Here is a 24,383-nt window from a genome sequence, read left to right as displayed (position 1 = left end):
CGCCGGACCTCGGCCCCCAAGCTTATGCCCAGGGTCGTCGTGCTCCCGGACATGACTGTTCCGCTCGCTGTGACCGCGACGTCGCTACCGCTTCAGGCCGGGATCCTCGCCAGCCCGATGGGACAGCTGCTCGTCGCGCTGGTGGCCATCGCAGTCGTGATAGTGCTCGGGAAGTTCGTCCTGAAGCTCGCGTGGCGGCTCGTCACGATCGGGATCGTCGTCGTCGCCGTCTTCTTCCTGCTGTCGACGGCGGGCGTGATCTGAAAAGGACGGTCGAGGCGTGGGTCGCGGACGACCTACTGGAACGCGCCGAACTCGGCTTCCGCGGGGTCGTCGACCTCCGCGCGCTGGAACTGCTTTTCGATCTCCGCGTAGCGCTCGCGGGTCTCCGGGGTGACGCTCGGGTTCACCCCGTCCAGGGCGTCCTCGAAGTGGGCCATCGTGACGCGGACGTTGCCGACGGACTCGCCGACCTCCTCGCGCGGGACGCTGGCGATGAACTCCCGGGAGGCGTTCATCGACGCCTCGCGGGCCACCGCCTCGAGGTCCGCGCCGACGTAGCCCTCGGTCTTGCGCGCGATCGCGTCGAGGTCGACGTCGTCCGCGAGCGGCTTCTCGCGGGTGTGGACCTCGAGGATCTTCCGGCGCGCGTCCTCGTCCGGAACGGGCACGTGAACGTGCCGGTCGAGCCGACCGGGCCGGAGTAGCGCCGAGTCGATGAGGTCCGGGCGGTTCGTCGTCGCGATGACGACGACGTCCTCCAGCGACTCGAGCCCGTCGAGCTCCGTCAACAGCTGGGAGACGACGCGCTCGCCGACGCCGGAGTCGCCGGAGTTCTTGCCGCGCTCGGTCGCGATCGAGTCGATCTCGTCGAAGAACACGATCGTGGGCGCGTTCTCGCGGGCCTTGCTGAACACCTCGCGGACGCCCTTCTCGGACTCGCCCACGAACTTGTTCAGCAGCTCGGGCCCCTTGATCGAGATGAAGTTGGACTCGCTCTCGTTGGCGACCGCCTTCGCGAGCAGGGTCTTCCCCGTGCCCGGCGGGCCGTACATCAGGACGCCCTTCGCGGCGGCCATGTCGAGCTGGTCGAACACCTCGGGGTACTCGAGCGGCCACTGGATCGTCTCGCGGAGCCGCTCTTTGGTCTCCCCGAGCCCGCCGACGTCACCCCAGGTGACGTCCGGCACCTCGACGAAGACCTCCCGGAGCGCGGAGGGCTCGATGCCCTTTATGGCCTGCTTGAAGTCGTTCTCGGTGACCTGGATCGAGTTCAACACGTCCGCGTCGATCTCGTCGCTTTCGAGGTCGAGCTGCGGGCGGATCCGGCGAAGCGCGTGCATCGCCGACTCCTTCGCCAGCGACTCGAGGTCCGCGCCGACGAAGCCGTGGGTGTTCTCGGCGTACTCGTCGAGGTCGATCCCCTCGGCCAGCGGCATGTTCCGCGTGTGGACCTGGAGGATCTCCTTGCGGCCGTCGCGGTCGGGGACGCCGACCTCGATCTCGCGGTCGAACCGGCCGCCGCGCCGGAGCGCGGGGTCGATCGCGTCGACGCGGTTGGTCGCGCCGATCACGACGACCTCGCCGCGCTCCTCGAGCCCGTCCATCAGGCTGAGCAGCTGGGCCACGACGCGCCGTTCGACGTCGCCGCCGGCCTCCTCGCGTTTGGGCGCGATCGAGTCGAGCTCGTCCATGAACACGATCGCGGGGGCCTCCTCGGTGGCCTCCTCGAACACGTCACGGAGCTGCTCTTCGCTCTCGCCGTAGTACTTCGACATGATCTCCGGACCGGAGATCGTGTGGAAGTTCGCGTCGATCTCGTTGGCGACCGCCTTCGCGATCAGGGTCTTGCCGGTCCCCGGCGGGCCGTGAAGCAGGACGCCCTTCGGCGGGTCGATGCCGAGCCGCTTGAACAGCTCGGGGTGGCGCATCGGCAGTTCGATCATCTCGCGGACCTGCTCGAGCTCGTCGTCGAGCCCGCCGATGTCCTCGTAGGTGACGTCGGGCGAGCCGTCGGCGGCCGCGCCCTCGGACGCGCCCGCGCCGCCGACGATCTCCTCGGCGGGCTTCTCGGAGATCTCGATCTCCGTCGAGTCGGTGACCACGACGGTCCCCGACGGCGCGGTCCCCGCGACCTTCAGCGGGACCGCCTGCGACTGCCCGCCCATGAAGCCGAAGCCGAGCGGGAGCCGGACGTTCTGGCCCTCGGTGACGGGCTGGCCGCCGAGCTCGCGGCGGATCAGCGCGTCGATGTTGCCGCGGATCCCGAGCCGCTGGGGCAACGCGATGGTGATCCGGTCCGCGGGCTCGACGTCGACCTGCTCTACCGTCACGCGGTCGTCGATGCCGACGCTGGCTTCCTGGCGGAGCTTCCCGTCGATCCGGACCACGCCGGTACCGTCGTCCTCGGGGTAGCCGGGCCAGACGCGGGCGATCGCGGCCCCCTCGGAGCCCTCGACACGGATGAAGTCGCCACCGGAGAGCCCGAGCTCCTCGGCTGCGACGCGGTCTATCGCCGCGAGCCGGCGGCCGGCGTCCTTCTGTTTCAGCGGCTTGACGGTGAGGTTCATCGGTCGCCCTCGATCGTCAGCACGCCGTTCGTCACCGAGACGCGCTCGGCGGTTCCGGGCAGTTCGAACTCCGATTCGGCCGGCTCGCCGTCGCCTTCGATCACGACGATCGCCGTGTCGCCGACGGTGTCGACGCTGATCGCCTCGTCGTCGACGCCGACGTCGGCGGCGACGACCCACCCGTCATCGTACTCGTACCGGCGAAACACCGAACCGTCGCCGACCGATCGGGTCTGTTTGGGAGTCATCCTAACTACAAGTTAGGCGCGAAAGTATTTAAATCAATCGGGTAAAATCGCAGGACGTGAGAATATCAGCCATCGACCGGTAGTATTGCGGTTCGGACCGCTACCGACGCCTCCGGCGGGGCCCGCTTCGCCGTGGTAGTCCGCCTCCGGGTGCCCCGTTTTAACCTCGCTCGCGTGTGAGGGCCGGACATGGATCGGGTCAGAGACGTGAGCCGGGTCGCCCACCACGGCCGCGACACCGCCTACCACCGATTCGACCGCGGGGGCGACGGGCCGACAGTCTGTTTCGTCCACGGGAGCGGCGGGAACGCCGGTATCTGGACGGCGCAGGCCCGGCTGCGCGACCGGTTTCCGGTCGTCGCGCTCGACCTCTCCGGGCACGGGGAGAGCGACGACGTGGCGACGCCCGCGGGCCCGGCGACGCTCGACGCCTACGCCGACGACGTCGTCGCCGTCGCGGAGGCGACCGACGCGGACGTCCTCTGTGGCAACTCGCTCGGTGGGGCCGTCGCCCTGTGGGTCGCGCTCGAACGCGACCTCGCGCTCGACGGACTCGTCCTCGCGGGCACGGGCGCGAAGCTCACGGTGGGAAGGGAGCTGTTGGCCGCGCTCGCGACCGACTTCGACCGGGCGGTCTCGCTGGTACACGAACCCGACCGACTGTTTCACGACGCGACTCCCCGGGTCCTCGAGCGGTCGCGAGCGACGATGGCCGACTGCGGGAGGGCGGTGACCGAACGCGACTTCCTCACCTGTCACCGGTTCGACGTGCGCGATCGGCTCGGGGAGGTGAGCGTTCCGACGCTGGCGGTCGTCGGCGAACGTGACACGCTCACGCCGCCGGCGTACCACAAGTTCCTGGCCGACCGGATCCCGAACGGCGAGTACGCCGCGGTCGACGACGCCGCCCACCTCGCGATGCTCGAGACGCCCGACGGCTTCGGGTCGACCGTCGCGGGGTTCCTGGACCGACTCGGCTGACCCGCGGGTCACGCTCGCAGCCGGCTCGCTCCGTCCGCCCGGCGGCGACGACCGGGGGAACCGGGGACGACGACCGGGGGAACCGGGGGCGACGACCGGGGGAGCTGGGTACCACAGGTTTTTCGCCGGGGCGACCGTACGATGATTCATGTCAGCGCTACGCGACGCGCTTCGGGACCTCCCGGACGCGGTGTTTGCGGACCTGCTCGAATCCGACGACGGGTACGTCCTGCTCGTCGACCTCCCCGGTGCGACCGCGGGGACCACGGAGGTGCTCTTCGAGGACGGTCGGATCGTCATCGAGGCCCGGCGGGAGAAGTCGACGCCGGAGGGGTTCCGCTACGTCCGGGAGGACCGGCCGCTGTTCCTCGACGCCGAACTCCCGCTACCGCCGGACGCCGACGGCGACGACGCCGACGCGGAGATGGACCGCGGCGTCCTCGAGGTGACCCTGCCGAAGCGCTCCGACGCCGACTCCCGCCGTATCCCGGTCGAGGGAAGCGACGACGGCGGCGGCGACGGACCGACGACTGACGGGGGAGAGACGGGAACGGACGAGGACGGGTCCGACGGCGCCTGACGGGTGGTCACGCTGGTCAACCTCCGCGCCTACTGGCGCTTTCTCGTCGTGGTTCGGCAGTTCTCTCCGCTGATCCTCGCCTACTGGCGGGACCGGAAACGGTTCCTGCTGTTCGGTCGGGGCCGCGAAGTCGACACGGCCACCCAACGCGAGCGCGCGGACGCCCTGCTCGACATCCTGCTCACGCTCGGGCCGACGTTCATCAAGCTCGGCCAGCTGCTGTCGACGCGCCCGGACGTCCTCCCACCCGCCTACATCGACGTACTTGAGGGCCTCCAGGACGACGTGCCGCCCGCCGATTGGACGGAGTCGAAGCCGGTGTTGGAAGACGAACTCGGCCCCGTGGAGGAGACGTTCGACGACTTCGACACGGAGTCGATAAGCGGGGCCAGCCTCGGGCAGGTGTACACCGCGCGGTACGAGGGCGAGGACGTGGCCGTGAAGGTTCGTCGTCCCGGGATCGAGGAGCTCGTCGAGGCCGACCTCCGGGCGATCCGCTGGTCGCTCCCGATCGTCAAGCGGTTCATCGGGGGCGGCCGGGCGTTCTCGATCGAGAACCTCTCCGACGAGTTCGCGAAGACGATCCGCGAGGAGATGGATTACCGGCGCGAGCGGGAGATGCTCGAGGAGATCAAAGCGAACTTCGCGGGCGACGACCGGATCCGGATCCCTGACGTCTACGAGGCTGCCTCGGGCCCGCGCGTGCTCACGATGGAGTACATCGGCGGGACGAAGATCAGCCGGGTCGACGAGCTCGACGCCGCGGGGCTCGACCGGACCGCGATCGCGAAGACGCTCCAGGAGGTGTACCTCCAGATGATCATCGCCGACGGCGTGTTCCACGCCGACCCGCACCCGGGGAACCTCGCGGTCGACGGCGAGGGCGCGGTGATATTCTACGACTTCGGGATGTCCGGGCGGGTCGACCCGTTCGTCCAGGAGAAGATCGTCGAGTTCTACGTCGCGGTCGCCAGACAGGACACCGACGCGATCCTCGATACCCTGATCTCGATGGGGACGCTCTCGCCGGAGGTCGACCGTGACGTGATGGGCGAGGTGATGGAGCTCGCGATCGCCGACGCCCGCGGCGAGGAGATCGAACAGTACCGCGTCAACCAGATCATCGAGCAGGTGGAATCGACCATCTACGAGTTCCCGCTGCGGCTCCCCCGCAACCTCGCGTTGGTCCTCCGGGTCGCCACCGTCGTCGAGGGGGTCTGTGTCACCCTCGACCCCGAGTTCGACTTCATCGCGACCGCGACCGACTACCTCGAGGCTGAGGGATACTACGAACAGACCGCCCGCGAGATCGCCGAGGACGCCGGCAGACAGCTCCAGCGGACGACGGAGTCGCTTTTCACCGTCCCGCCGAAGGTCGACGCGTTCCTCGACCGGACGAACCGCGGGGACCTCCACGTGGACGTCACGATCCAGGACGAGTCCCGGGTACTGGACAAACTGGCGATGCGGATCGCCTACTCCGTGCTGCTCGCGGTCGGCGTCCTCTCCGCGACGATCCTCTACTCGTTCGCCGATGAGTGGCGGATCGCGGCGGTCGTCCTCCTGCTCGCGGCCCCGCTCGCGGTCGCGTTGTACCGGTCGTTCCGCAGGAAGCGACGGACGCTCCCGGGGAACCCGCAGTTCACCAGACAGGGGATGCGGGACCGGCGCGAGGAGTGACGGACCGCGTCGTCGTGCGGGAGCGTCATCCCCGACAGACCCAGACGTCGCCCCGCGTTTCCACGTCGTAGCCGTGGTCGGCGAGCCACGGGCGGAGCGCGTCGGCGGTTCCGTCGTGGACCTCGACGACGAGAAGCGGCCGGTGAGCCCGGATCGTCGCCTCCGCGCCCCGGAGCACCGCGAGCTCGTGGCCCTCGACGTCGAGTTTGACCGCGTCCGGCGGCGGGACCGGCTCGCCGGCAACGTTCCCGTCGGTCGCGTCGTCGTCAGCGGACGCGTCGCCGTCGGCGTCCACCCCGCGGACCAGACCGTCGAGCCGGTACACGGGGACCTCCTCGACGGCGGCGACCCGCGCGCCCCAGCGGGTCGCGCGCTCGCGGTCGAACGCGGAGCACTTCGAGAACGTCGAGCGGTAGAACGGCAACGACCCGTGGTCGTCGCCGAGGCCCGCCCGCCGGAGGTCGATCCGCTCCTCGAGCCCGTTCCGGGCCGCGTTCCGGGACAGGCGGTCCGCGCTCTCGCCGTTGGGCTCGAAGGCGACGACCCGGCGGTCGGTGCCGGCAACCAGCGGGATCGCGTGCTCGCCGACGTGCGCGCCGACGTCGAGAACGGTCGCGTCGTCCGGGAGCCGGTCGAGGACGGCCAGTCCGGGGTCGTCGCCGTGGGGGTTCGTCGGCTCGTAGCTCCAGTAGAGTCCCGCGACGGTGCGCTTCGGGGTGGCGACCCCGAGGGCGTACGTCAGGTCCGCGAGCCGGTAGTACGTCCGGAAGCCGAGCCGTTCGATCCGCGTGGGGATGTCGAGCATCGTCCGCCGCTCAGGCCGTCACGACCTGTATCGGGACGAGGAGGAAACAGAGCGCGCCCGCCCCGAACGTGAGCACGCCGACGGCGACGCGTGGCCAGTCGAGCCGTGCCTCGTCGTCGGGGGTCGCGGGGCCATTGAAGGCGATGACTAGCGAGAAGACCCCCCAGAACGCCCAGAGGCCGACCGACTCGTCGAGGCCCAACCCCCGCCCGTAGTAGAGGTACGCCGCGATCGCGAACAGCGCGCCGGGCACGAGCGACGCGATCGTCTCCTGGCGCGGTCCGATCATCGCCCGGACCATGTGGCCCCCGTCGAGCTGGCCGACCGGGAGCAGGTTCAGGAGGGTGAAGAACATCCCGACCCAGCCGCCGATGATCACCGGGTGGACCGCCCGGGTCGGGTCCGCGTACGAGGTCGGCCGACCGATCAGGTCGGCGATGAGGGCCAAAAGCGGCGGGTTGTTGAACCGGATCACCGTCCCGGAGCCGGCCGCCACCTCCGCGGGAACGCGGATCGGGTCGAGCGAGAGTCCGATCACGGTCACGACCACGGTCGCGACGAGCCCGGCGATGGGCCCGGCCGCGCCGACGTCGAAGAGCACCTTCCGGGAGGGCATCCGGCCGCGCATTCGGATCACCGCGCCGAGCGTCCCGAACGGGAAGACGAACGGGATGACGTACGGCAACGACACGTCGACTCCGTGGTACCGGCCGGCGACGTAGTGGCCCAGCTCGTGGGTCATCAACACGCCGAGGACGGCGGCTGTGAACGGCCACGCCCGCAGCATCGAGAGGGGGTTCGCGCGGATCTCCGCGAGCGGGACGTAGTACCAGCCATACGCGCCGACGAACAGCGTCGAGAGCACCGTCGCGAGGAAGAGTCCGACGTTCACCCACGGGATCCCGTCGCGACCGTGACCGAACGGGGTCGCGACCACGACGTGGCCGTCCTCGAGCGTCTCCACGTCGACGTCGTAACCCGCCTCGCGGAACGCCGGGACGAGCTTCCGGAGGAGCGTCCGCTCGGGGATGTAGGACTCGCCCACGTACCGAACACGGCCGTCCTCACGACGGACTTCCTCGACCCGGAAGAACGTCCGAAGCGGGTCGGGACGGGGGACGTCGACGGTTGCCGACGGCGTCCCGTCCTCGCGTTCTGGCATCGGTGGCCGTTGGCCGTCGTCGAGTATAAACCCCGCGTCACCGGAATCGGGACGGACTCCGGACTACGGGACGGACCGCGAGAGGAAGGCCGTGACAGCGGGGACGCACGAGCGAGCGCGTCCGGTTCGGGACAGCCGGTCACCAGGTCGACAGACGTCGGAACCGATCAGGCGGATTCGACGCGCCAGGTGGTCGCACCCGTGTACGACCACTTTTCGACGGTGAGCTCGGTGGCCGACTCGCTGAGTTTCACCATCAGCGCGCCGATCTCCTTCGGCGAGAGATCGACGTCGTCCGAGATGAACTTCCCTTTGAAGTACATCTCGCCGTCTTCGGCGCGGTCGAGCAGGTACCGCTTCAGCCGCTCCTCCTTGGAGAGGTCGTCCGTCGTGCCCGCGTTCGTGGAGGGGTTCGCAGTCGCGCTCATGGTACATCCCGTCCATGGCGATGGAGGGTGTTATAAAGAGGAGACCGTTGGACGGCGTTCAGAGGGTTTCAGCTCTTTTCAAGCGTCTCGCGGACGGTGAAACGTATCCGCTCACGTTTTAGTATTGTTTTAGACAGGCGTAGACAGTTTATAAAGCGAGTAAAACCGTTCGATTCGGTCAACTATCGTACATCCCGTCGGGAGGACGAACGACCGGTAGCGTCGGGTTATGCGGGGTTTTTTGCTGGTTTCGTGGCGGGCGGGCGGATCGATCGTGTCGAGCGCGGGTCGGAGACGGCGTGGGATCGGCGGCTATCGGCCCGGGAGACGAGCGGCCCGGGAGACGAGCGGCCCGGGAGACGAGCGGCCCGGGAGACGAGCGGATCGGTCCCGAACCGCGGGCGAGCGGCAGGCGATCGGTCGCGAACGGGTCACGGTCGCTGGTGGAGCCAGAACTCCTCGGACTCGGTTGTCTCCTTCTTGAAGATCGGGACCTCGTCTTTGAGCCGGTCGATCCCGTCCTCGACGGCCCGAAACGCCTCCGCACGGTGGCCCGCGAGGACGACGACGAAGACGATGTCCTCGCCCGCCTCGATCACGCCCGTGCGGTGGTGGAAGGCCACCTCGAAGACGCCCTCGCGGTCGGTCAGCTCCGCGGCGATGGCGTCCATGCGCTCGCGGGCGACGCCCTCGTACTTCTCGAAGGCGAGGTGGGTCGTCCGGTCGTCGTCGGGCGCGTCCCGCGCGCGGACCCGCCCGGTGAACGTCGCGATCGCGCCCGACCGCTCCGCGTCGGCCGACCGTTCGACGCGTGCGACGAGCTCCTCGCGGGTGATCCACGGCTCCGCGTGCTCGAGCGTCTCGAGGAGCCCGTCGACGTCGACGTCCGCAGGGACGTCCCCGCGAGCGATGACGTCCCCGGGAGTGTCCTCCGGCTCCGCGTCGGCCCCGAGGAGGACGGTCGGAACCCGAAGCCGGGCGTAGCCGACCGCGACGAGGTAGTCGTGGTCGGGCGCGAGGCCGTCGAGGAGCGCGTCGAAGCCGTCGACGGTCCCACGGCCCGTCCAGGAACCGTCGGGGGCGATCGCGAGAGTCGTGTCGCCGTCCGCGGTTTCGGCCGCCTCACCGCCCTCGTCCGATTCATCCGACTCGTCCCGTCGGACGACGGCGACCCGCCCCTCCAGCCGCTCCGTGAGCGTCCCGGCGAGGTCGTCGGCGCCGGGACCGAGCATCGAGATCGGTTGCATGCCCGAACGCGGGCGGCGAGCGGCTTAGGCGTTTCCCGAACCGCCCGCGCAGTCGTCCGGTCGGGTCATTCGTACGCGTAGAACCCCTCACCCGTCTTCTTGCCGAGGTCGCCGGCAGCGACCTTGCGTTTGAGGAGGTACGCCGGCTTGTACCGGTCGCCGAGCTCCTCGTGGAGCGTCTCGCTGGCGTCGAGGACCACGTCGAGCCCGATGTGGTCGGCGAGTTCGAGCGGACCCATGGGGACGTTGGTTCCGAGCCGCATGCCGCGGTCGACGTCGTCCCTCGTGGCCACGTCCTCGTCGTACGCGCGGACCCCCTCGTTGATCCACGGCATCAGGATCCGGTTGGTGACGAACCCCGGCTTGTCGTCGGACTGCCACGTCTCCTTGCCGAGGTCGGCCGCGAACGCGTGGGCGAGGTCGACGACCGCGTCGTCGGTTCGCTCGCCCACGACGACCTCGACGCCCTCCATCACGGGGACCGGGTTCATGAAGTGGAGGCCGACGACCGCGTCCGCGCGGTCGGTCGCGCTCGCGACGGACGTGATCGAGAGCGTCGAGGTGTTGGTCGCGAGGAGGGCGTCGTCGTCGGTGATCCGGTCGAGGTCGGCGAAGACGTCCCGTTTCACCTCGAGGTCCTCGATCACGGCCTCGACGACGAGGTCGGCGTCCGCGAGCGCCGCGAGGTCGGTCGTCCCCTCGACCCGCCCGCGGATCGCCAACGGCTCCTCGTCGAGCGTGCCCTTCCCCGCGAGCCGTTCGAGGCTCGAGTCGATACCCTCCAGACCCCGGTCGACGTACTCGGGTTCGACGTCGCGCATCACCACGTCGTAGCCGGCCGTCGCGGCGACCTGCGCGATGCCGTGGCCCATCGTTCCCGCCCCGACCACGCCGACGGTCCTCACGTCCGATAGCTCGTACATGGGGCCCGCTGACGAAGGGGAGGGCCTAAGCGTTGTGGAACGCGCGACCGACCCCGAGCCGTTCGACGGCCCGAGACGGACGAGGTCCCGATCGCCGGACGGGGCTCCCTGCGACCGTTCACGGGACGTCCGGACGGATCCCGTCCGATCCGGCGACCGGGGCGGTGACGGTGACGACCGTCCCGGTCGGCTCGTTCCGCTCGAAGGAGACCGATCCGTCGAGGATCTCGGTTCCCCACTTCACCAACCAGAGGCCGATGCCGCTCCCGTGACGGAGGGGGGTCTCCGTGCCGGACTCGAGGACGCCCAGCTCGTACTCGTCGATCCCCGGCCCGTCGTCGGCGACCCGCACGCGGAGGCGCCCGTCATCGACCTCGGCGGTCACGACGACACGGGGGGTCTCGCCCTCGTTGTGGGCGGCGGCGTTCTCGAGGAGGTTGCCCACGACGACGCCGAAGACGTCGGAGACGGGCGGGTCCGCCTCGGGGTACTCGGTCCGGAAGGAGACGTTCGGGAACCGCTCGCGGACGTCGTCGAGACACGCGTCCAACAGTTCGCGAAGCGATTGCGTTCGGTCGCCGTCCATGGCGTCCTCGAACAGCTCGATCGCGTCGCGGCCCTTCTCGCTGAGGTCGACGATGTTGGTCGTGTGCCGTTTGATCGTGTCGGCGTTCCTCCCACCGATTCGGTCGGCGTACCCGTAGATGATGTTCGTCTCGGTTCGGATGTTGTGCCGCAGGACGCGATTGAGTACCGTCAGTCGCTGTTGTTGCCGCAGGTACTGGGTGACCTCGTGGAGGGTAAAGACGTGCCCGAGGGTTCGGCCGTGTCGGTCGGTGATCCCCGTCACGGTCACGTCGTACGACCGCGAGGTCGAATCGGAGCCGACGATCAGGAAGTCGTCGTCGCCGCCGTCGGTCCGAAACGCCCCGTCGGTCGGGAGCAGTTCCGCCGCCGGCGTCCCGAGCGCGCGGTCCACGTCGAGTCCGAGGACCGCGGCCGCAGTCTCGTTGATGTCGACTATGGTGCCGTTCTCGTCGACGACGATCGCCCCCTCGTGGATGTGATCGAATAAGAACTCCCTGGCGCGCAACGTGGGGGCCGGGTTGGCACCGAACATCCGGAACCGGTCGATCGCGCTCAGATAGGCGACGCCGGAGACCGCGAACGCGATCGGCGTCGGGTCGATACCCGCGCTCGGGAGGATCCCCAGGTTGTAGAGGACGTTCGTCGCCCACGGCGTGACGATCCCGACGACGAGCGCCGTGCTCTGTCCGCGGAACGCGGCCGCCCGGCTCGAGAGGACCCCGACGATCGGGATGATCCCGACGACGCCGAGCAGGTAGGTGTAGACCGCGGCCACCACGTACCAGACCCCACCCTGTTCGATCAGTACCAGTCCGTCGCCGGCGCGATCGATCACCCGGACGTACAGCAGGTCGTGGGACGGCGCGGTCAGCGCGAGCAGGACGGTGAGCGCCGGAACGACGGACAACGCGACGACGGAGCGCCGGGTGATCCGCTCGTCCCGTCCGGTGTACTCGAGCGCGAACAGCACCCACGCGACGGGCACGATCATGACGCCGATCCAGCCCAGTTTCGTCCAGAGCAGTTGCTCGCCGACGGCGTCCGCGGAGAGGGTGAAGAGGATACACGTCGACCACCACGACTGACCGACCAGCAACCACACGAGCGGGCCCGTCCCGGGGTTCGGTCGACGTCGCCACGCGAGGACGGCGGCAGTGACCCCGATGGCGACCGAAGCGTACAGCAGGAGGACCACCGTGGTCGTCGGGAGGAGCACGTATCCAGTGAACGAAACCCTGATATATGAACTATCCGCCGAATTCGGCCTGAAACAATCCGAGAAATATCGGGAGGGTGATGGTTTCGATCGACTCGCTGCGGGGAGAACGCGGATCCGGTCGCCCATCGGGACGGCCGGCGCGGTACGGACGGCTCCCCGCACGAGGGACGACTCCCCCGCAAGGGACGGCCCCTCGCGAGGGACGGATCGTCCCGCGGGGGAACGGACCGTCGCCGTCAGATCCCCGCCGAGAGGACGAGGATCAAAGCGAACACCACGAGATGTTTCGCCTCGCCGGCGATGGCGAGCCGGCCGTGAGCGTCGCTTCGACCGACGAACCACGCTAACGCCAGCGCGTAAGCGAGGCCGGCGAGGATCGCTACCGCGAACGTGACCGACAGGACGCCCGAGAACAGGGCGAGACAGACGAACGCGACCAGAAGCAGGTCGAGCGCGTACAGGATACGCCGCGTACGGCGGATGCCGAAGACGACGGGCATCGTCGAGACGCCGAGGGCTTCGTCGACGTCGACGTCCCGAACGTTCGGGATCTCCGTGTTGACGAACGTATCGAGGAAGAAATAGCCGAACAGCACCCCTGCGAGCGGGGTGAGTGACGCGTCGGCGAACGCCATCGGCAGGCCGACGACCGCGATCGCCCACGCCCCGGCGACGATCGCCGAGTTCACGATCAGTACCTCCTTCAGCCGCTTGAAGTAGGCACCGAGCGTCGGGAGCCAGTCGGACGCGTAGAGGATCCAGAAGGCTCCGGGGAGGAGCGTGATCGCGAGCGCGAGCGGCCCACCGGTGATCGAGACCGCGATCGCGACGCCGTACGCGATCGCGGTCAACACCGAGAGCAGCGTCCGGTGGCGGGTCACGAACGCGCTCCGCTCCGGGCTCGCGGGCTCGTCCGAACTCGCGTCGGCGATCCGGTCGCCGGCGTACACCGAGAAGGTGACCAATCCGACGACGACCGGCGCGGGGTTCACCGGGAGCGAGAGAACGGCGTGTACGGTCAGTACCTCGATCATCGCGATGAACACGAGGTACGCGGAGCTGTACGTCAGGACGTCTTTGGTTCTGTAGCCGACGTCGACGATCGACGCCGTGAGACCGGTGCGCCGCGAGACGGCGTGTCCCGTGGCGACCGTGGATTCGTTGGTTTTGCTTGCCATGGTTCGTGGCAGTCGGCCGACGACCGGTTCGTCGACCGCCGCCAGGTCGATCGTCACACCGGAAACCCTCAAGTGCGGGGGTCAGCGGGGCGGACGCCCGGGTTTCGACGGGACGCGTTCTCGCCCCGCCGCCGAGACGAGGGGAACAGTTTACTCGAAGTATAGTTAGAACTGCGGAGATCGCCAGATACGGAGCGTCTCCGCGACGAATACGGGCCCCGGTTCCGCGACGACCCCACGGTTTTTTAGTCAGCTAACTCGATCTGTAACCGATGCTTCCTCACGCTGTCGACGACATCTCGCGGGACGGAAAGTCGCTCATCCTCGCGTACGACCACGGGCTCGAACACGGCCCGGTGGACTTCGAACCGAATCCCAACACGGCGGACCCGGAGCGGATATTCGAGCTCGCCACCCACGAGGCGGTCACCTCGCTGGCCGTCCAGAAGGGGCTCGCTGAGGCGTACTACCCCGACTACGAGGACGACGTGAACCTGCTGTTGAAGCTGAACGGCACCTCGAACCTCTGGATGGGCGAGCCGAACAGCGCGGTCAACTGCACGGCCGAGTACGCGGCCGAGCTCGGCGCCGACGCGGTCGGGTTCACCGTCTACGGCGGCTCGAACCACGAGGTGGAGATGGCCGAGGAGTTCCGGCGGGCCCAGGAGGGCGCCCGCGAACACGACATGGCCGTCGTCATGTGGTCGTACCCCCGCGGACAGGGGCTCCGCAACGACGGGAGCCCCGACGTGATCTCCTACGGCGCGCGGCTCGGCCTGGAGCTCGGCGCCGACGTGGTGAAGGTGAAGTACCCCGGCTCCGCCGAGGCGATGGGCCACGCGGTCGAGATGGCCGGGCCCGCGGACGTCGTGATGTCCGGCGGGACGATGCGCGAAGACAAGGGATTCCTCCGCAACGTCTCGAACGCCATCGACGCGGGCGCCACCGGCATCGCCGTCGGCAGGAACGTCTTCCAGCGCGACGACCCCGAACGCATCCTCGACGCGCTGGAGGCCGTGATCTTCCAGGAGGTCGACCCGGCGGAGGCGCTCGCCATCGCCGAGAGCGACGACTGATGACCGACCCCGACTCGGTCGTCGAGGCCGTCTTCGACGCGGTCGCGGCGACGGCCCCGGAGATCCGCGACGCGCTCCCCGGCCGGCGGGTCGAGAGCGGGACGGAGAACCCCTCCGGCGAGACGGTGCTGGCGGGCGACGTCTACGCCGACGAGCTGCTCGCCGAGGCGCTGGGGGCGGTCGAGGGCGTCGGCTCCTTCGTCAGCGAGGAGCGCCCCGAGGCGGTCGACGTGGGGGGGACGGTCGGCGAGGGCGCGTACGCGGTCGCGATCGACCCGCTCGACGGCTCCTCGAACCTGCGGTCGAACAACGCGATGGGGACCGTCGTCGGGATCTACGACGCGCCCCTGCCGGCTTCGGGCCGGAGCCTCGTCGCTGCCGGCTACGTCCTCTACGGCCCGATCACGACGATGGTCGTCGCCGACGGCTCCGGCGTCCGCGAGGAGGTCGTCGAGCGCGACGGCGAGGGGGGAGGAGGCGACCCCAGCGTCACCCGCTCGGTCGTCGACGACGACCTGACGCTGCCCGACAACCCGACCGTCTACGGCTTCGGCGGGCGGGTGCCGGACTGGCCCGCGCCGTTCCGGGAGTACGCCCGGGAGGTCGAGGACGAACTCAAGCTCCGGTACGGGGGCGCGATGGTCGGCGACGTGAACCAGGTTGTGACCTACGGCGGGGTGTTCGCGTATCCCGCCCTGGTCCACGCCCCCGACGGGAAGCTCCGCCTCTCCTTCGAGGCGAACCCGATCGCGTACATCGTCGAGTCGATGGGCGGGGCCTCCTCGGACGGCTCCGGGTCGATCCTCGACGTCGAGCCCGACGGGATCCACGACCGCGTCCCCCTCCACGTCGGCAACGAGGAACTCGTCGACCGGCTCGAGCGCGCGCTCGACGAATAAGGACGGACGACCTCGGACGGTTTTACCAGTTTTCGGTTGCGGTGGCGCGCCGGTGAGCGCCCGGAGGGCGCGAACCGCCCGCGAGGGAGTCGACTGGTCGGAGCGAAGCGGAGGCCGGTCGACGAGGCTGGGGAGGCGTGAGGTGCGGTCGTGGTTCGGGTGGGACGCAAAGGGGCAGTCGCGAGGCGGGCGCAGGCGACGTAAGCACCGCAGGGAGCGAGTGAAACGAGCGATTGAGGAGCGCAACGAGCGTGCGCCCGCCTCGCGACTGGGGCTTTGGAGATGTTCTCCGAAAGAGTGCTCGCAACCATCTAGCGCCGAGCGACTGGCGCCTTGGAGGCGTTCTCGACGATCGCGTCTCAGCGGGCTCGAATCGGATCGAACACCGACGCACGAACGTCCGGCACGATACCGACCGACACCCGCTCACTCCGGCGGGTCGGCCATCGCGTTCCCCGAGTCCTGGGGCTCGTACCCGACCCGCTCGCGGGCGTGTTCGACGTCGAACCAGGAGTTCGGGTTGTCACTGATCCCGTACAATATCTCGAAGGCCCCGCCGGCGAGGGTGTTCGGGTTCAACTCGTCCGCAACCTCCCCGTCATCTCCGCCGCCGTCACCGCCATCGAGCCCGTCCCACAGACACGCGTCCACCAGGCCCGCGCAGTCGCGCCGCGAGAGCCACGTACACCGCATCCGGGCGACCGCCTCCGCGTACGCCTCGTCGCCACGTTCGCAGTCGCCGCGGGCGACGGCGCGCTCGGCGTCGCCGAACGGGTGGTCGTGGGTCGGGTCCCGGACGGAGCCGATCCGGAGCGCGTAACAGTCGATCCCCTCGCGTTCGGCGTACAGCCGGCACCACGCCTCGCCGGCCGCCTTCGACGCGCCGTAGTCGGAGTCCGGCCGGAGCGGGCTCTCGTGGTCGACCGTGAGGTCGTAGTCGGGGTCGTACAGCGACGGCGCGTGCTGTTCCTCGTACATCCCGACCGCGTGGTTCGAGGAGGCGAAGACGACGACCCCGACGCCCGCCCGCGAGGCGGCCTCCAGGACGTTGCGCGTGCCGCGGACGTTGTCGCGTTCGACCGACTCGTAGGGCGTGGACACGGCCGGCGCGCCCGCGAGGTGAACGACGGCGTCGATCCCGCGGTCGTCCATGACCGCCGTGAGCGACTCCGTCGCGTCCGGCTCGCCGACGTCGATGACGACTGTCCCGCGGTCGTCCTCGTTCCCGTCCCCCTCGTTCCCGTCCCCCTCGTTCTCGTCGCGTTCGCGGTGCGGATGCGGCGTGCCGTCGCCGAGTTCCTCGGGAGGCTCCCGCCGGTCGTGGAGGACGTAGTCGCCAGCCGAGTGCGCCGTGACCGCGGTGCCGACGGTGCCGTGTGCGCCGGTAAGGAGCACCGTGGCTGACGCGAGTGGGTCTTCGCTCACGAGGAGGCCCCCTCGTCGTCGCTCGCGGTCCACCGGCGCGCGCCGGGGAGTATCCCGACCAGTTTCGTCACGTACCCGAACTTGAACAGGCCGAGCTGTGAGAGCCCACCGAGGACGAACAGCACGAGGAACGGGAGCGCGGTGGGATCGAAGAGCAGCGGCTCGACGGTCACCTCCTCGGCGGCGGTCGCGAACGACGCGGGGGTCAGCGAGCGAGACGCGAGCGCCGCGCCGATGAACGCCGTCGAGACCACGAGCGTCGTGCGCGTGAGGACGAACCCGAACAGCGCGCCGACGGCGACGCCGGCGAGCGTCGCGCCGACGAGCAACGCCGTCCCCTCGATACCGCCGGCGTCGGCCGCGTACAGCGGGCCGACGGCGAACCGCCCGGCGAAGCCGCCGACGACCCCGCCGATCGCGAGGACGGCGAAGGAGAGGCCGGCGTACGCGAGGAACCCCCCGATCGCGCCGCCCAACAGGACCCCCACGGCGGAGAGCACCAGCCCGTCCACGGCGATCAGTCCCACGAGGTTCGGGGCTGTAAGGTACCCCGCGCCCGCACCGATCAGGAAGCCGGTCAGCGACACGGCGTACACGGAGACCGCCGCGCCGACGAACGCGAGCAGGAGGCCCGCGACGACGACCCCCGCGCCGAGTGGCGTGAACATACCGTCACGTGTGCCGCCGTCCGTCTTAAAAGGTCGCGACGTGGACGGGACCGATCGAGGCCCACGCGGACGGCACCGATCGAGGCCCACGCGAGCACGTCGTGTCGGCTCACCGCGCCCGGCGTACTGCCTGCCGGTCGACGTGGCGGGTGTAGCCGCCGACGGCCAGCCCGAACCCGACGACGAGGAGCAGGAAGCCGCCGAGCCGGGTCGTCCCGACGGTCATCAACGCGAGGACCGCACCGAAGACGAAGGCGAAGACGCCGGCGACGACGATCCCGGCGTCCACGAGCGGGGACGGCTGGACCGCCTCGCAGTGCGGACAGACCCGGGCGTCGCCGGGGATCGGCTCGCGGCAGTCGACGCAGTGGACGCGGTCGCGGGACACGGCGGGTATTCGGCGGTCGACGACTTAGTATGTTGCCGGCCTCGCGACGCACCGGCGTGGCCGATCGCGCGACGCAGTAGCGTAGCCCGTCTCAGTCGTCCACGGCGCTCGCGCTCGTCGCGCTCGCGGCGTCGAGCGTCTCCTCGACCTGCGTCACCACCAGCACGAGCGCGACGAGCGCGAGCACCGCCCCGACGGCGAACGGGACGACGAACCCGAAGCCGACGAGCCAGCCGGACGCCAGCGGGCCGAGGGCGACGCCGAAGCCGAACCCCATGGTCAACACCGACAGCGTCGTTCCCGACTCGCCCTCGCGGGCGAGGTCACCCGCGAGCGCGAGCGACGGCGCGAAGACGCACGCGACGGCGACCCCCTGTCCCAGCCGGACGAGCGTCATCGCGACGGGCGAGAGGACGACCCCCTGAAGCAACGTCGTCGGCACGAGCAGCAGGAACCCGGCCACCAGGAACGGTCGGCGGCCTATCCGGTCGCTCGCGCGACCGACCGGCACCTGGAGCGCCACGTTGGCGATGGTGACCGCCGCGAACTGGAGCCCGAACCAGACGGGGGGTTGATCCAGCCGCAGGTTCACCTGGTTCTGGAGCGTCGCGTACAGCGCGATACACAGCCCCATCGCGACCGTCGCGACGCCGAGCACGAAGACGGGGTCGAGGAATCGGTCCTCGCCGCGGACCCGGATCGAGAGGTCGTCGCCCGCCTCGGCGGCGTCGACAGCGTCGTGGACGAGGAGGTACACCAGAACGAAACTGAGGTACGCAGCGAGGCAGGCGGTCGCGAAGGCGGCGTCGAAGCCGTTTATCGCCGGGAGCCCGACCGGCGTCAGGTCGTAGGGGCCGTTGGCGACGACGACGCCGGCGAGGACGGGCCCGAAGCCGAACCCGATCAGCCGGAAGGTGTTGAAGACGCCGAAGTTACCGCCGCGCTGGTCCGCGCTGGCCGCGTACTCGTTGACGAGCGCGACCGTCGCCGGGATCGTCAACGCGGCGCCGAACCCCTGGATCGCCCGGAGGACGACGAGGATCCAGTAGACGTCCGCGAGCGTGTAGAGCGCGCTCGCCGTCCCCAAAAGCAGGATCCCCGCGAGCACGAACGGCCGCCGGGTGGCCATCCGGTCCGAGAGCCGCCCGGTGAACGGTTGCGAGAGGCTGTTGAGGAAGCCGAAAAGCGAGAGGACGAACCCGATGAGCAACGGTTCGGTGAGGGTCACGCTCGCCGCCCCCATGCCGGCCGTCGCGCCGACGAGCGCGTCGATGTCGATCAGGTCGCTGGCGACGTACAGCGGGAGGACGACGATGAGAAACGAGTTGCCGAGCGCGCCGACCATCCGCGCGAGTGCGAGGACGATCACCCGCCGGTCGGTCCCGCGTATCTCCGAGATCGACCCCATTCGGTCCGGGTTCGATCCGGGTCGTCAAGGCCCTTGCGAACGGCGGGAGGCGATCCGGTTTCGACCCCGTGACCGCCAACCTAGCTCGTGGAGGGTGCCGGGCGGTCGACCCCGCGGATCTCGAAGCGCGCGCCGCCCGCTTCCGACTCGGTCGCCTCGACCGTCCAGCCGTGTGCGGTGGCGATCTCCTTGACGATCGCCAGGCCGAACCCCGTGTTGCCCTCGGTCCCGGTCGCTCCCGGCTGAAAGAGGTTGTCGCGGACCGCTGCGGGGATCCCGGGACCGTCGTCGGCGACGTAGAAGCCGTCCGCGAGGTCCCCGACCAGCACCGTGACGGTCGCTGGCGCCCCGGCATCGTCGGCCCCGTTCGCGTCGACCCACGGGTCGTCCACAGCCGTCCCGCCGTGTTCGATCGCGTTCCTGAACAGGTTCTCGAAGAGGTTCCGCAGTCGGTCGGGATCGGCGAGAACGGTCCCGTCGGCGACGACCTCGAACCCCGCCCGCTCGGTGTCGACCGTTTCCCAGCTCTCCCCGGCCAGTTCCGCGACGTCGACCGGCTCGGGGTCGCCCACGGTCTGGCCCTCGCGGGCCAGCGTCAGCGTGTGCTCGACGATCGACTCGATCCGGTCGAGCGCGTCGACCGCGGCCTCGAGGTGCTCGTTGCCGGTCTCCTCGCGAGCCAGGTCCACGCGGCCGCGGGCGACGTTGAGCGGGCTCCGGAGGTCGTGGCTGACGATCCCCGCGAACTCGTCGAGCCGCTCGTTCTGCCGGCGGAGCGCCTCCTCGCGCTCCTTGAACGCCGTGATGTCCTCCTGGAAGCCGACCCAGCCGATGACGGGGTCGGCGGCGGCTTCGCGGATCGGCGCGATGCTGACGCGGTTCCAGAACGCGGTCCCGTCCTTCCGGTAGTTCAACAGCTCGACGCTCTCCGGCTCCCCGGCGTCGATCGCCTCCCGAAGCTCGGCGACCGCGTCCTCGTCCGTCCCGGGACCCTGGAGGAACCGACAGTTGACGCCGACCGCCTCCTCGCAGTCGTACCCGGTCATCCCGACGAACCGCTCGTTCACGTACACCATCGGGTTGTCCGGCAGGCTCGGGTCGGTGATGGTGATCCCGACCGGGGCCTCCTCGAGCGCCCGGCGTTTCGTCTCCAGCTCCTCGCTACGGGCTGTCTCCGTGGAGACGTCCCGGAGGATGCCCACGCTACCCTCGAACTCCTCGCCCTCGTAGGGCAGGACGGCCATGTGGTCGCGACACGGGATCGGGTCGCCCTCCTTCGGGACGATGTCGACATGGAACCGCTGGATGGCCGGTCCCTCGCTCGAGAGGACCGGCCCAAGCCGGTCTTCGGCCTCCCGAACCGCCTTCTCGTCTTTGATCAGGTCGGGCTTGCTGCCGAGTATCTCCTCGCGGTCGTAGCCGGTCAGCTTCGCGAACGGCTCGTTGACGTACTCGAACGTCCCCGTCTCGTCGACGACGTAGACGGGGTACCCGAGTGCCTCGAGCACCGTCGAGTATCGGTCCGCGACCCGTCGCGTGCGGGACTCCGCGACCGCCTGCCGGACGCGGGTGGCGAGCCGCTGGAGCTGTTCGGGCCCGCCCTTCTGGAAGTAGCCCGTGACGCCCACGTTGAGCGCCCGGCTCGCGATCTCCTCGGACCCCTTCCCCGTGTACAACACGAACGGGACCGTCGGATGGTCCGCACGGAGCGCCTCGAAGAACGCCAGCCCGTCCATCCCGGACATGTCGTAGTCGCTGACGACGCAGTCGAACGAGTCGGCGGCGAGCCGCTTCAGTCCCGTCTCTGGGTCCGTAACCCCCGTCACCGACACGGACGCCAGCTCCCGGTCGAGGTACGCCTCGGTCAGATCCAGTACCGAGGGGTCGTCGTCGACGTGTAACACGTCGATCCGTTCCGTCATGGTCGATCCATGGGAGGACCCGATAAACGCGTGTCGGCTCGGTTTCACCACCGCCGCGCGTGGCCGGCGCTTAAGTCGACGCGGGGCCGACTACCGGACGATGGACGGCGGGACGCTTCTCGGAGCCGACGCGGACGACGACGCGAGCGGGGCCGACCGCGTCGTCCTCCACGTCGACATGGACTGTTTTTACGCCTCCTGTGAGCGGTTGCGCGAGCCCGCCCTCCGCGGCGAGCCCGTGGTGGTGGGGATGGGATACGAACCCGGCGGGACGGTCGGCGCGGTGGCGACCGCGAGCTACGAGGCCCGCGCGTTCGGCGTCGGAAGCGCGATGCCGATCACCGAGGCGCTCGATCGGCTCCCGCGGCGCGCCGACGCGGACCCTGCGGACCCGGACGCGCCCGACCCGTCGGAGGCGGGCCACTACCGCCCCGTCGAACTGGCGTTCTACGAGGAGGTCGCCGACGACGTGAAGGCGGTCCTCCACGACTGCGCCGACGTCGTCCGCGAGGTGAGCATCGACGAGGCGTACCTCGACGTCACCGACCGGACCGCCTGGGACGCCGTCGGCGGCGACGACCCGCCCGCGAGCAACGCGGCCGGACCCGCCCGGGTTCGAACGCTCGCGGAGGGGTACGCGCGGCACGTCAGAGAACGGATCGAGCGGGAGGCGGGCGTGCCCGCCAGCGTCGGCGTCGCGCCGAACATGTCCACGGCGAAGGTCGCGAGCGACGCGGACAAGCCGGACGGGCTCGTCGTGGTTCCCCCCGGTTCGGTCGAGGCGTTCCTCGCGCCGCTACCGACGGCGGCGCTCCACGGGGTCGGCCCCGTGACCGAGCGGGAGCTGGCGGAGCGCGGGATCGAGACCGCCGGCGACGTGGCTGCCGCGGACCCGGAGGCGCTCGCCGAGGCGTTCGGCGACCGCGGCCGGGAGCTGGTCCGACGCGCCCGCGGCGAGGACGACCGCGAGGTGACCCCGCGGGGGCTCCCGAAGAGCCTCTCGCGGGAGTCGTCGCTGGCGCGGACGGCGGACGAGGAGCGGAAGCGGGAGACCGTCTCGGCGCTCGCGACGGACGTGGCCCGCCGGGCCCGCGAGCGGGGCTGTCTGTACCGCACGATCGGGATCAAGGCGGTCCGCCCGCCGTTCGACGTCAACACCCGTGCGCGGAGCCTCCCCGGCCCGGTCGACGACCCCGACCTCGTGGAGGAGGTCGCTCTGGACCTGCTCGGCGAGTTCGACGACGACGAGGTCCGCAAGCTCGGCGTCCGGGTGTCGAACCTCGACTTCGCCGAGGGAGACCAGGCGACGCTGGCGGGGTTCGAGGGTGCGGAGGGAGCCGACCGGGGGGCGGATCGGGGGGATGGGAGCGGCACCGTCCGTATCGCGTCCGGCGACGACGACGCCGACGGCGGGGAGATCACCGACTGGGTCGACGGCGATCCGCGGAACGGGCGCGAGGCGGCCGATCGGGCGGATCCGAGCGGCCGCGACGGGCAGGCCTCGCTCGACGACTGGGCGTGATGGATGTCCGGGAGGGCTAGCCGCTCGGCCGTACGTGAGTAGCGGCGGAGATGCGGTGAACACCGTCGAAGCCCCGGCTGTGAGAGTTCGGCACCGGAAGCCGATCGCTCTGGCCGCAGTCCCTTCGAGTCCCGCCCCGACCGCCACCACCCCGCACCTCACGCCTCCCCAGCCTCGGCGGGCGGGCGACCGGGGATACGCCGCGGTCGCCCGCCGCCTCCCTCGCGCGGGCCGCCTCGCGCCCTCGCGGGCGCTCGCGGGCCCGCGCCGACCGCGAGGCAGTTGGGGATATATGTCCCTGGTAGTTGGGGATATATGTCCCTGGTAGTTGGGGATATATGTCCCGGGCAGACCGAATGGCACGCATGTCCCCGTCGCTTCGCACACGCCTCCTCCGTCGACCCGCGATCCGGACGCTCCCGTGTCCCCGACTGACCGTCCCGCTGTCGTGTTTCCTCGCCGTCTTCGCTGGCTACGCGGTCGGGGTGTTCACGGTCCCCGGCGGCGTCGTGTTCCTCGCGTGGGACGCGGCAGTCGTCGGCGTCGTCGCGGCCGCGGCGCTCACGTACCGACGCGCGGGGCTGGCGGTCGCGTGGATCGTCGTGTACACAGCCCTACTCGGGTACAACGCCGACCACTACCTCCTCGGGCTCTCGGGACGGTCCCTCGGCGAGCGGATCGTCGCGTTCCTCGGGGTCGACGGGCTCGTCTTCGTCGGGGTCGAGGCGATCGTGTTGGGAACGCTCGGGTGGGTCGTCGGGACGGTCACGGCCCGGATCGCCGAGGCCGTACGGGAGGCGGGAGCGGTCGCCCCATCCGAGTGAACCCGCGCGACCCGATGCCGAGGGTTTACTTCGCACAGCGCCGATCCGGTGGTATGGACGCCCTCGAATGGGAGACGACGGACACCGAGATCGACTACCGCTGTCCGGGGTTCGACGTGCGCCGTGACGAGGTACGGTTCCCGGACGACGGCGAGGGGGAGTACCACTACGTCGACGAGCCGCCGGCCGTCGTCGTGTTGCCGCTGACGCCCGACGGCGACGCCGTCGTCATCGACGAGTGGCGACAGGCCGTCGGCCGGACCAACCGCGGACTGCCCGCAGGGACGGTCGAGCCCGAGGACCGCCACGACCTCGAGCGGGCGGCCGCGCGCGAGCTCGCCGAGGAGACCGGCTACGAGGCAGCGAGCTTCGAGCGGCTCACGACGATCGAGCCGGCCAACGGCGTGACGAACGCGGTCCACCACCACTTCCTCGCGAGGGGGTGTGAGCCGACCGCCGACCGCGACCTCGACCACGACGAGTCGATCGCCGTCGAGACCGTCCCGTACGACGACCTGCTCGCGAGCGTCGTCGACGACGAACTCCGCGACGGCCGGGCGGTGACCGCCGTGACGTGGTACGAGCTGGTGTACCGGTGACGGGCTCCTCGCTCCGGTGACCGAGCGCCGCGGGCGACGGACA

At 70.0% G+C, this 24,383-nt stretch carries 23 protein-coding genes; 9 read left to right on the top strand and 14 right to left on the bottom strand.

Translation table 11 applies throughout. The annotated features are described in order from the left end of the window. The first annotated feature begins 24 nt into the window (after nt 1-24). The gene (locus DQW50_RS01060; protein WP_112077474.1) at nt 25-264 is read left to right on the top strand and encodes a hypothetical protein; all 240 of its coding nucleotides are present in this window, start codon (nt 25-27) and stop codon (nt 262-264) included. Nucleotides 265-296: 32 nt separating this feature from the next. On the opposite strand, the gene DQW50_RS01055 is transcribed toward DQW50_RS01060, so the two are convergent. Together DQW50_RS01055 and DQW50_RS01050 are read right to left on the bottom strand one after the other, a co-directional pair. Then, entirely contained in the window at nt 297-2,570 is a 2,274-nt protein-coding gene (locus DQW50_RS01055; protein ID WP_112077473.1) for a CDC48 family AAA ATPase, read from the bottom strand. Continuing rightward, a complete protein-coding gene (locus DQW50_RS01050) occupies nt 2,567-2,818 on the bottom strand; it encodes an Hsp20/alpha crystallin family protein (protein ID WP_112077472.1) in 252 nt (83 codons plus the stop codon). The genes DQW50_RS01055 and DQW50_RS01050 overlap by 4 nt, the downstream gene beginning before the upstream one ends. Nucleotides 2,819-3,025: 207 nt before the next feature. On the opposite strand from DQW50_RS01050, the gene DQW50_RS01045 reads away from it, so the two are divergent. The 3 genes from DQW50_RS01045 (at nt 3,026) to DQW50_RS01035 (ending at nt 6,059) form a co-directional block, all read left to right on the top strand. Continuing rightward, on the top strand, nt 3,026-3,799 hold the full coding sequence (locus tag DQW50_RS01045; protein ID WP_112077609.1) for an alpha/beta fold hydrolase: 774 nt from the start codon (nt 3,026-3,028) through the stop codon (nt 3,797-3,799). 148 nt (nt 3,800-3,947) lie between these two features. After that, the gene (locus DQW50_RS01040) at nt 3,948-4,379 is read left to right on the top strand and encodes an Hsp20/alpha crystallin family protein (protein WP_112077471.1); all 432 of its coding nucleotides are present in this window, start codon (nt 3,948-3,950) and stop codon (nt 4,377-4,379) included. Between the two features lie 3 nt (nt 4,380-4,382). Beyond that, on the top strand, nt 4,383-6,059 hold the full coding sequence (locus DQW50_RS01035; protein ID WP_112077470.1) for an AarF/ABC1/UbiB kinase family protein: 1,677 nt from the start codon (nt 4,383-4,385) through the stop codon (nt 6,057-6,059). A 25-nt stretch (nt 6,060-6,084) separates the two neighbouring features. On the opposite strand, the gene DQW50_RS01030 is transcribed toward DQW50_RS01035, so the two are convergent. The 7 genes from DQW50_RS01030 to DQW50_RS01000 form a co-directional block, all read right to left on the bottom strand. Continuing rightward, nucleotides 6,085-6,864 (bottom strand): FkbM family methyltransferase, encoded by a 780-nt coding sequence (locus tag DQW50_RS01030; protein ID WP_112077469.1) that lies wholly within the window; start codon nt 6,862-6,864, stop codon nt 6,085-6,087. Nucleotides 6,865-6,874: 10 nt separating this feature from the next. Continuing rightward, complete coding sequence (locus DQW50_RS01025; protein ID WP_112077468.1) at nt 6,875-8,026, bottom strand: site-2 protease family protein; 1,152 nt, start codon at nt 8,024-8,026, stop codon at nt 6,875-6,877. Nucleotides 8,027-8,193: 167 nt separating this feature from the next. Next, nucleotides 8,194-8,454: a hypothetical protein gene (locus DQW50_RS01020; protein ID WP_112077467.1), complete on the bottom strand. Its 261-nt coding sequence runs from the start codon at nt 8,452-8,454 to the stop codon at nt 8,194-8,196. A gap of 431 nt (nt 8,455-8,885) precedes the next feature. Next, nucleotides 8,886-9,701: a molybdopterin synthase gene (locus DQW50_RS01015; protein ID WP_112077466.1), complete on the bottom strand. Its 816-nt coding sequence runs from the start codon at nt 9,699-9,701 to the stop codon at nt 8,886-8,888. A gap of 65 nt (nt 9,702-9,766) precedes the next feature. Then, entirely contained in the window at nt 9,767-10,624 is an 858-nt protein-coding gene (locus DQW50_RS01010) for a 3-hydroxyacyl-CoA dehydrogenase family protein (RefSeq protein WP_112077465.1), read from the bottom strand. 118 nt (nt 10,625-10,742) lie between these two features. Continuing rightward, entirely contained in the window at nt 10,743-12,428 is a 1,686-nt protein-coding gene (locus DQW50_RS01005) for a histidine kinase N-terminal 7TM domain-containing protein (RefSeq protein ID WP_241964291.1), read from the bottom strand. Between the two features lie 239 nt (nt 12,429-12,667). Next, on the bottom strand, nt 12,668-13,666 hold the full coding sequence (locus tag DQW50_RS01000; protein ID WP_241964290.1) for a UbiA family prenyltransferase: 999 nt from the start codon (nt 13,664-13,666) through the stop codon (nt 12,668-12,670). Between the two features lie 215 nt (nt 13,667-13,881). Here DQW50_RS01000 and DQW50_RS00995 point away from each other — a divergent pair, with 215 nt between their 5' ends. Together DQW50_RS00995 and DQW50_RS00990 are read left to right on the top strand one after the other, a co-directional pair. Next, nucleotides 13,882-14,685: a class I fructose-bisphosphate aldolase gene (locus tag DQW50_RS00995; protein WP_112077463.1), complete on the top strand. Its 804-nt coding sequence runs from the start codon at nt 13,882-13,884 to the stop codon at nt 14,683-14,685. Next, on the top strand, nt 14,685-15,584 hold the full coding sequence (locus tag DQW50_RS00990) for a class 1 fructose-bisphosphatase (RefSeq protein WP_112077462.1): 900 nt from the start codon (nt 14,685-14,687) through the stop codon (nt 15,582-15,584). Before DQW50_RS00995 ends, DQW50_RS00990 begins: the two co-directional genes overlap by 1 nt. A 426-nt stretch (nt 15,585-16,010) precedes the next feature. Here the strand turns inward: DQW50_RS00990 and DQW50_RS00985 are convergent, their stop codons facing one another. From DQW50_RS00985 to DQW50_RS00965, 5 genes are all read right to left on the bottom strand, one after another. Beyond that, complete coding sequence (locus DQW50_RS00985; RefSeq protein WP_241964289.1) at nt 16,011-17,009, bottom strand: NAD(P)-dependent oxidoreductase; 999 nt, start codon at nt 17,007-17,009, stop codon at nt 16,011-16,013. Continuing rightward, nucleotides 17,006-17,677 (bottom strand): phosphate ABC transporter permease, encoded by a 672-nt coding sequence (locus DQW50_RS00980; RefSeq protein ID WP_112077461.1) that lies wholly within the window; start codon nt 17,675-17,677, stop codon nt 17,006-17,008. The genes DQW50_RS00985 and DQW50_RS00980 overlap by 4 nt, the downstream gene beginning before the upstream one ends. Nucleotides 17,678-17,786: 109 nt before the next feature. Then, nucleotides 17,787-18,065, bottom strand: a complete 279-nt coding sequence (locus DQW50_RS00975) for a zinc ribbon domain-containing protein (protein ID WP_112077460.1) — start codon at nt 18,063-18,065, stop codon at nt 17,787-17,789. A 91-nt stretch (nt 18,066-18,156) separates the two neighbouring features. Further along, nucleotides 18,157-19,473, bottom strand: a complete 1,317-nt coding sequence (locus DQW50_RS00970; protein WP_112077459.1) for an MFS transporter — start codon at nt 19,471-19,473, stop codon at nt 18,157-18,159. Between the two features lie 80 nt (nt 19,474-19,553). Further along, nucleotides 19,554-21,395, bottom strand: coding sequence for a PAS domain-containing protein (locus tag DQW50_RS00965; RefSeq protein ID WP_112077458.1), 1,842 nt, complete (start codon nt 21,393-21,395; stop codon nt 19,554-19,556). Nucleotides 21,396-21,495: 100 nt separating this feature from the next. Here DQW50_RS00965 and DQW50_RS00960 point away from each other — a divergent pair, with 100 nt between their 5' ends. The 3 genes from DQW50_RS00960 to DQW50_RS00950 all read left to right on the top strand — a co-directional run bounded on the left by DQW50_RS00960 (nt 21,496) and on the right by DQW50_RS00950 (nt 24,340). Further along, the gene (locus DQW50_RS00960) at nt 21,496-22,917 is read left to right on the top strand and encodes a DNA polymerase IV (protein WP_112077457.1); all 1,422 of its coding nucleotides are present in this window, start codon (nt 21,496-21,498) and stop codon (nt 22,915-22,917) included. A gap of 365 nt (nt 22,918-23,282) precedes the next feature. Then, nucleotides 23,283-23,741 (top strand): hypothetical protein, encoded by a 459-nt coding sequence (locus tag DQW50_RS00955; RefSeq protein ID WP_112077456.1) that lies wholly within the window; start codon nt 23,283-23,285, stop codon nt 23,739-23,741. Nucleotides 23,742-23,794: 53 nt separating this feature from the next. Further along, nucleotides 23,795-24,340, top strand: coding sequence for an NUDIX hydrolase (locus DQW50_RS00950; RefSeq protein ID WP_112077455.1), 546 nt, complete (start codon nt 23,795-23,797; stop codon nt 24,338-24,340). Nucleotides 24,341-24,383: the final 43 nt, after the last annotated feature.

The sequence above is a fragment of the Halorubrum sp. 48-1-W genome (assembly GCF_003287355.1).
Taxonomy (GTDB): domain Archaea; phylum Halobacteriota; class Halobacteria; order Halobacteriales; family Haloferacaceae; genus Halorubrum.
This window is presented reverse-complemented; position numbering and strand designations above follow the sequence as displayed.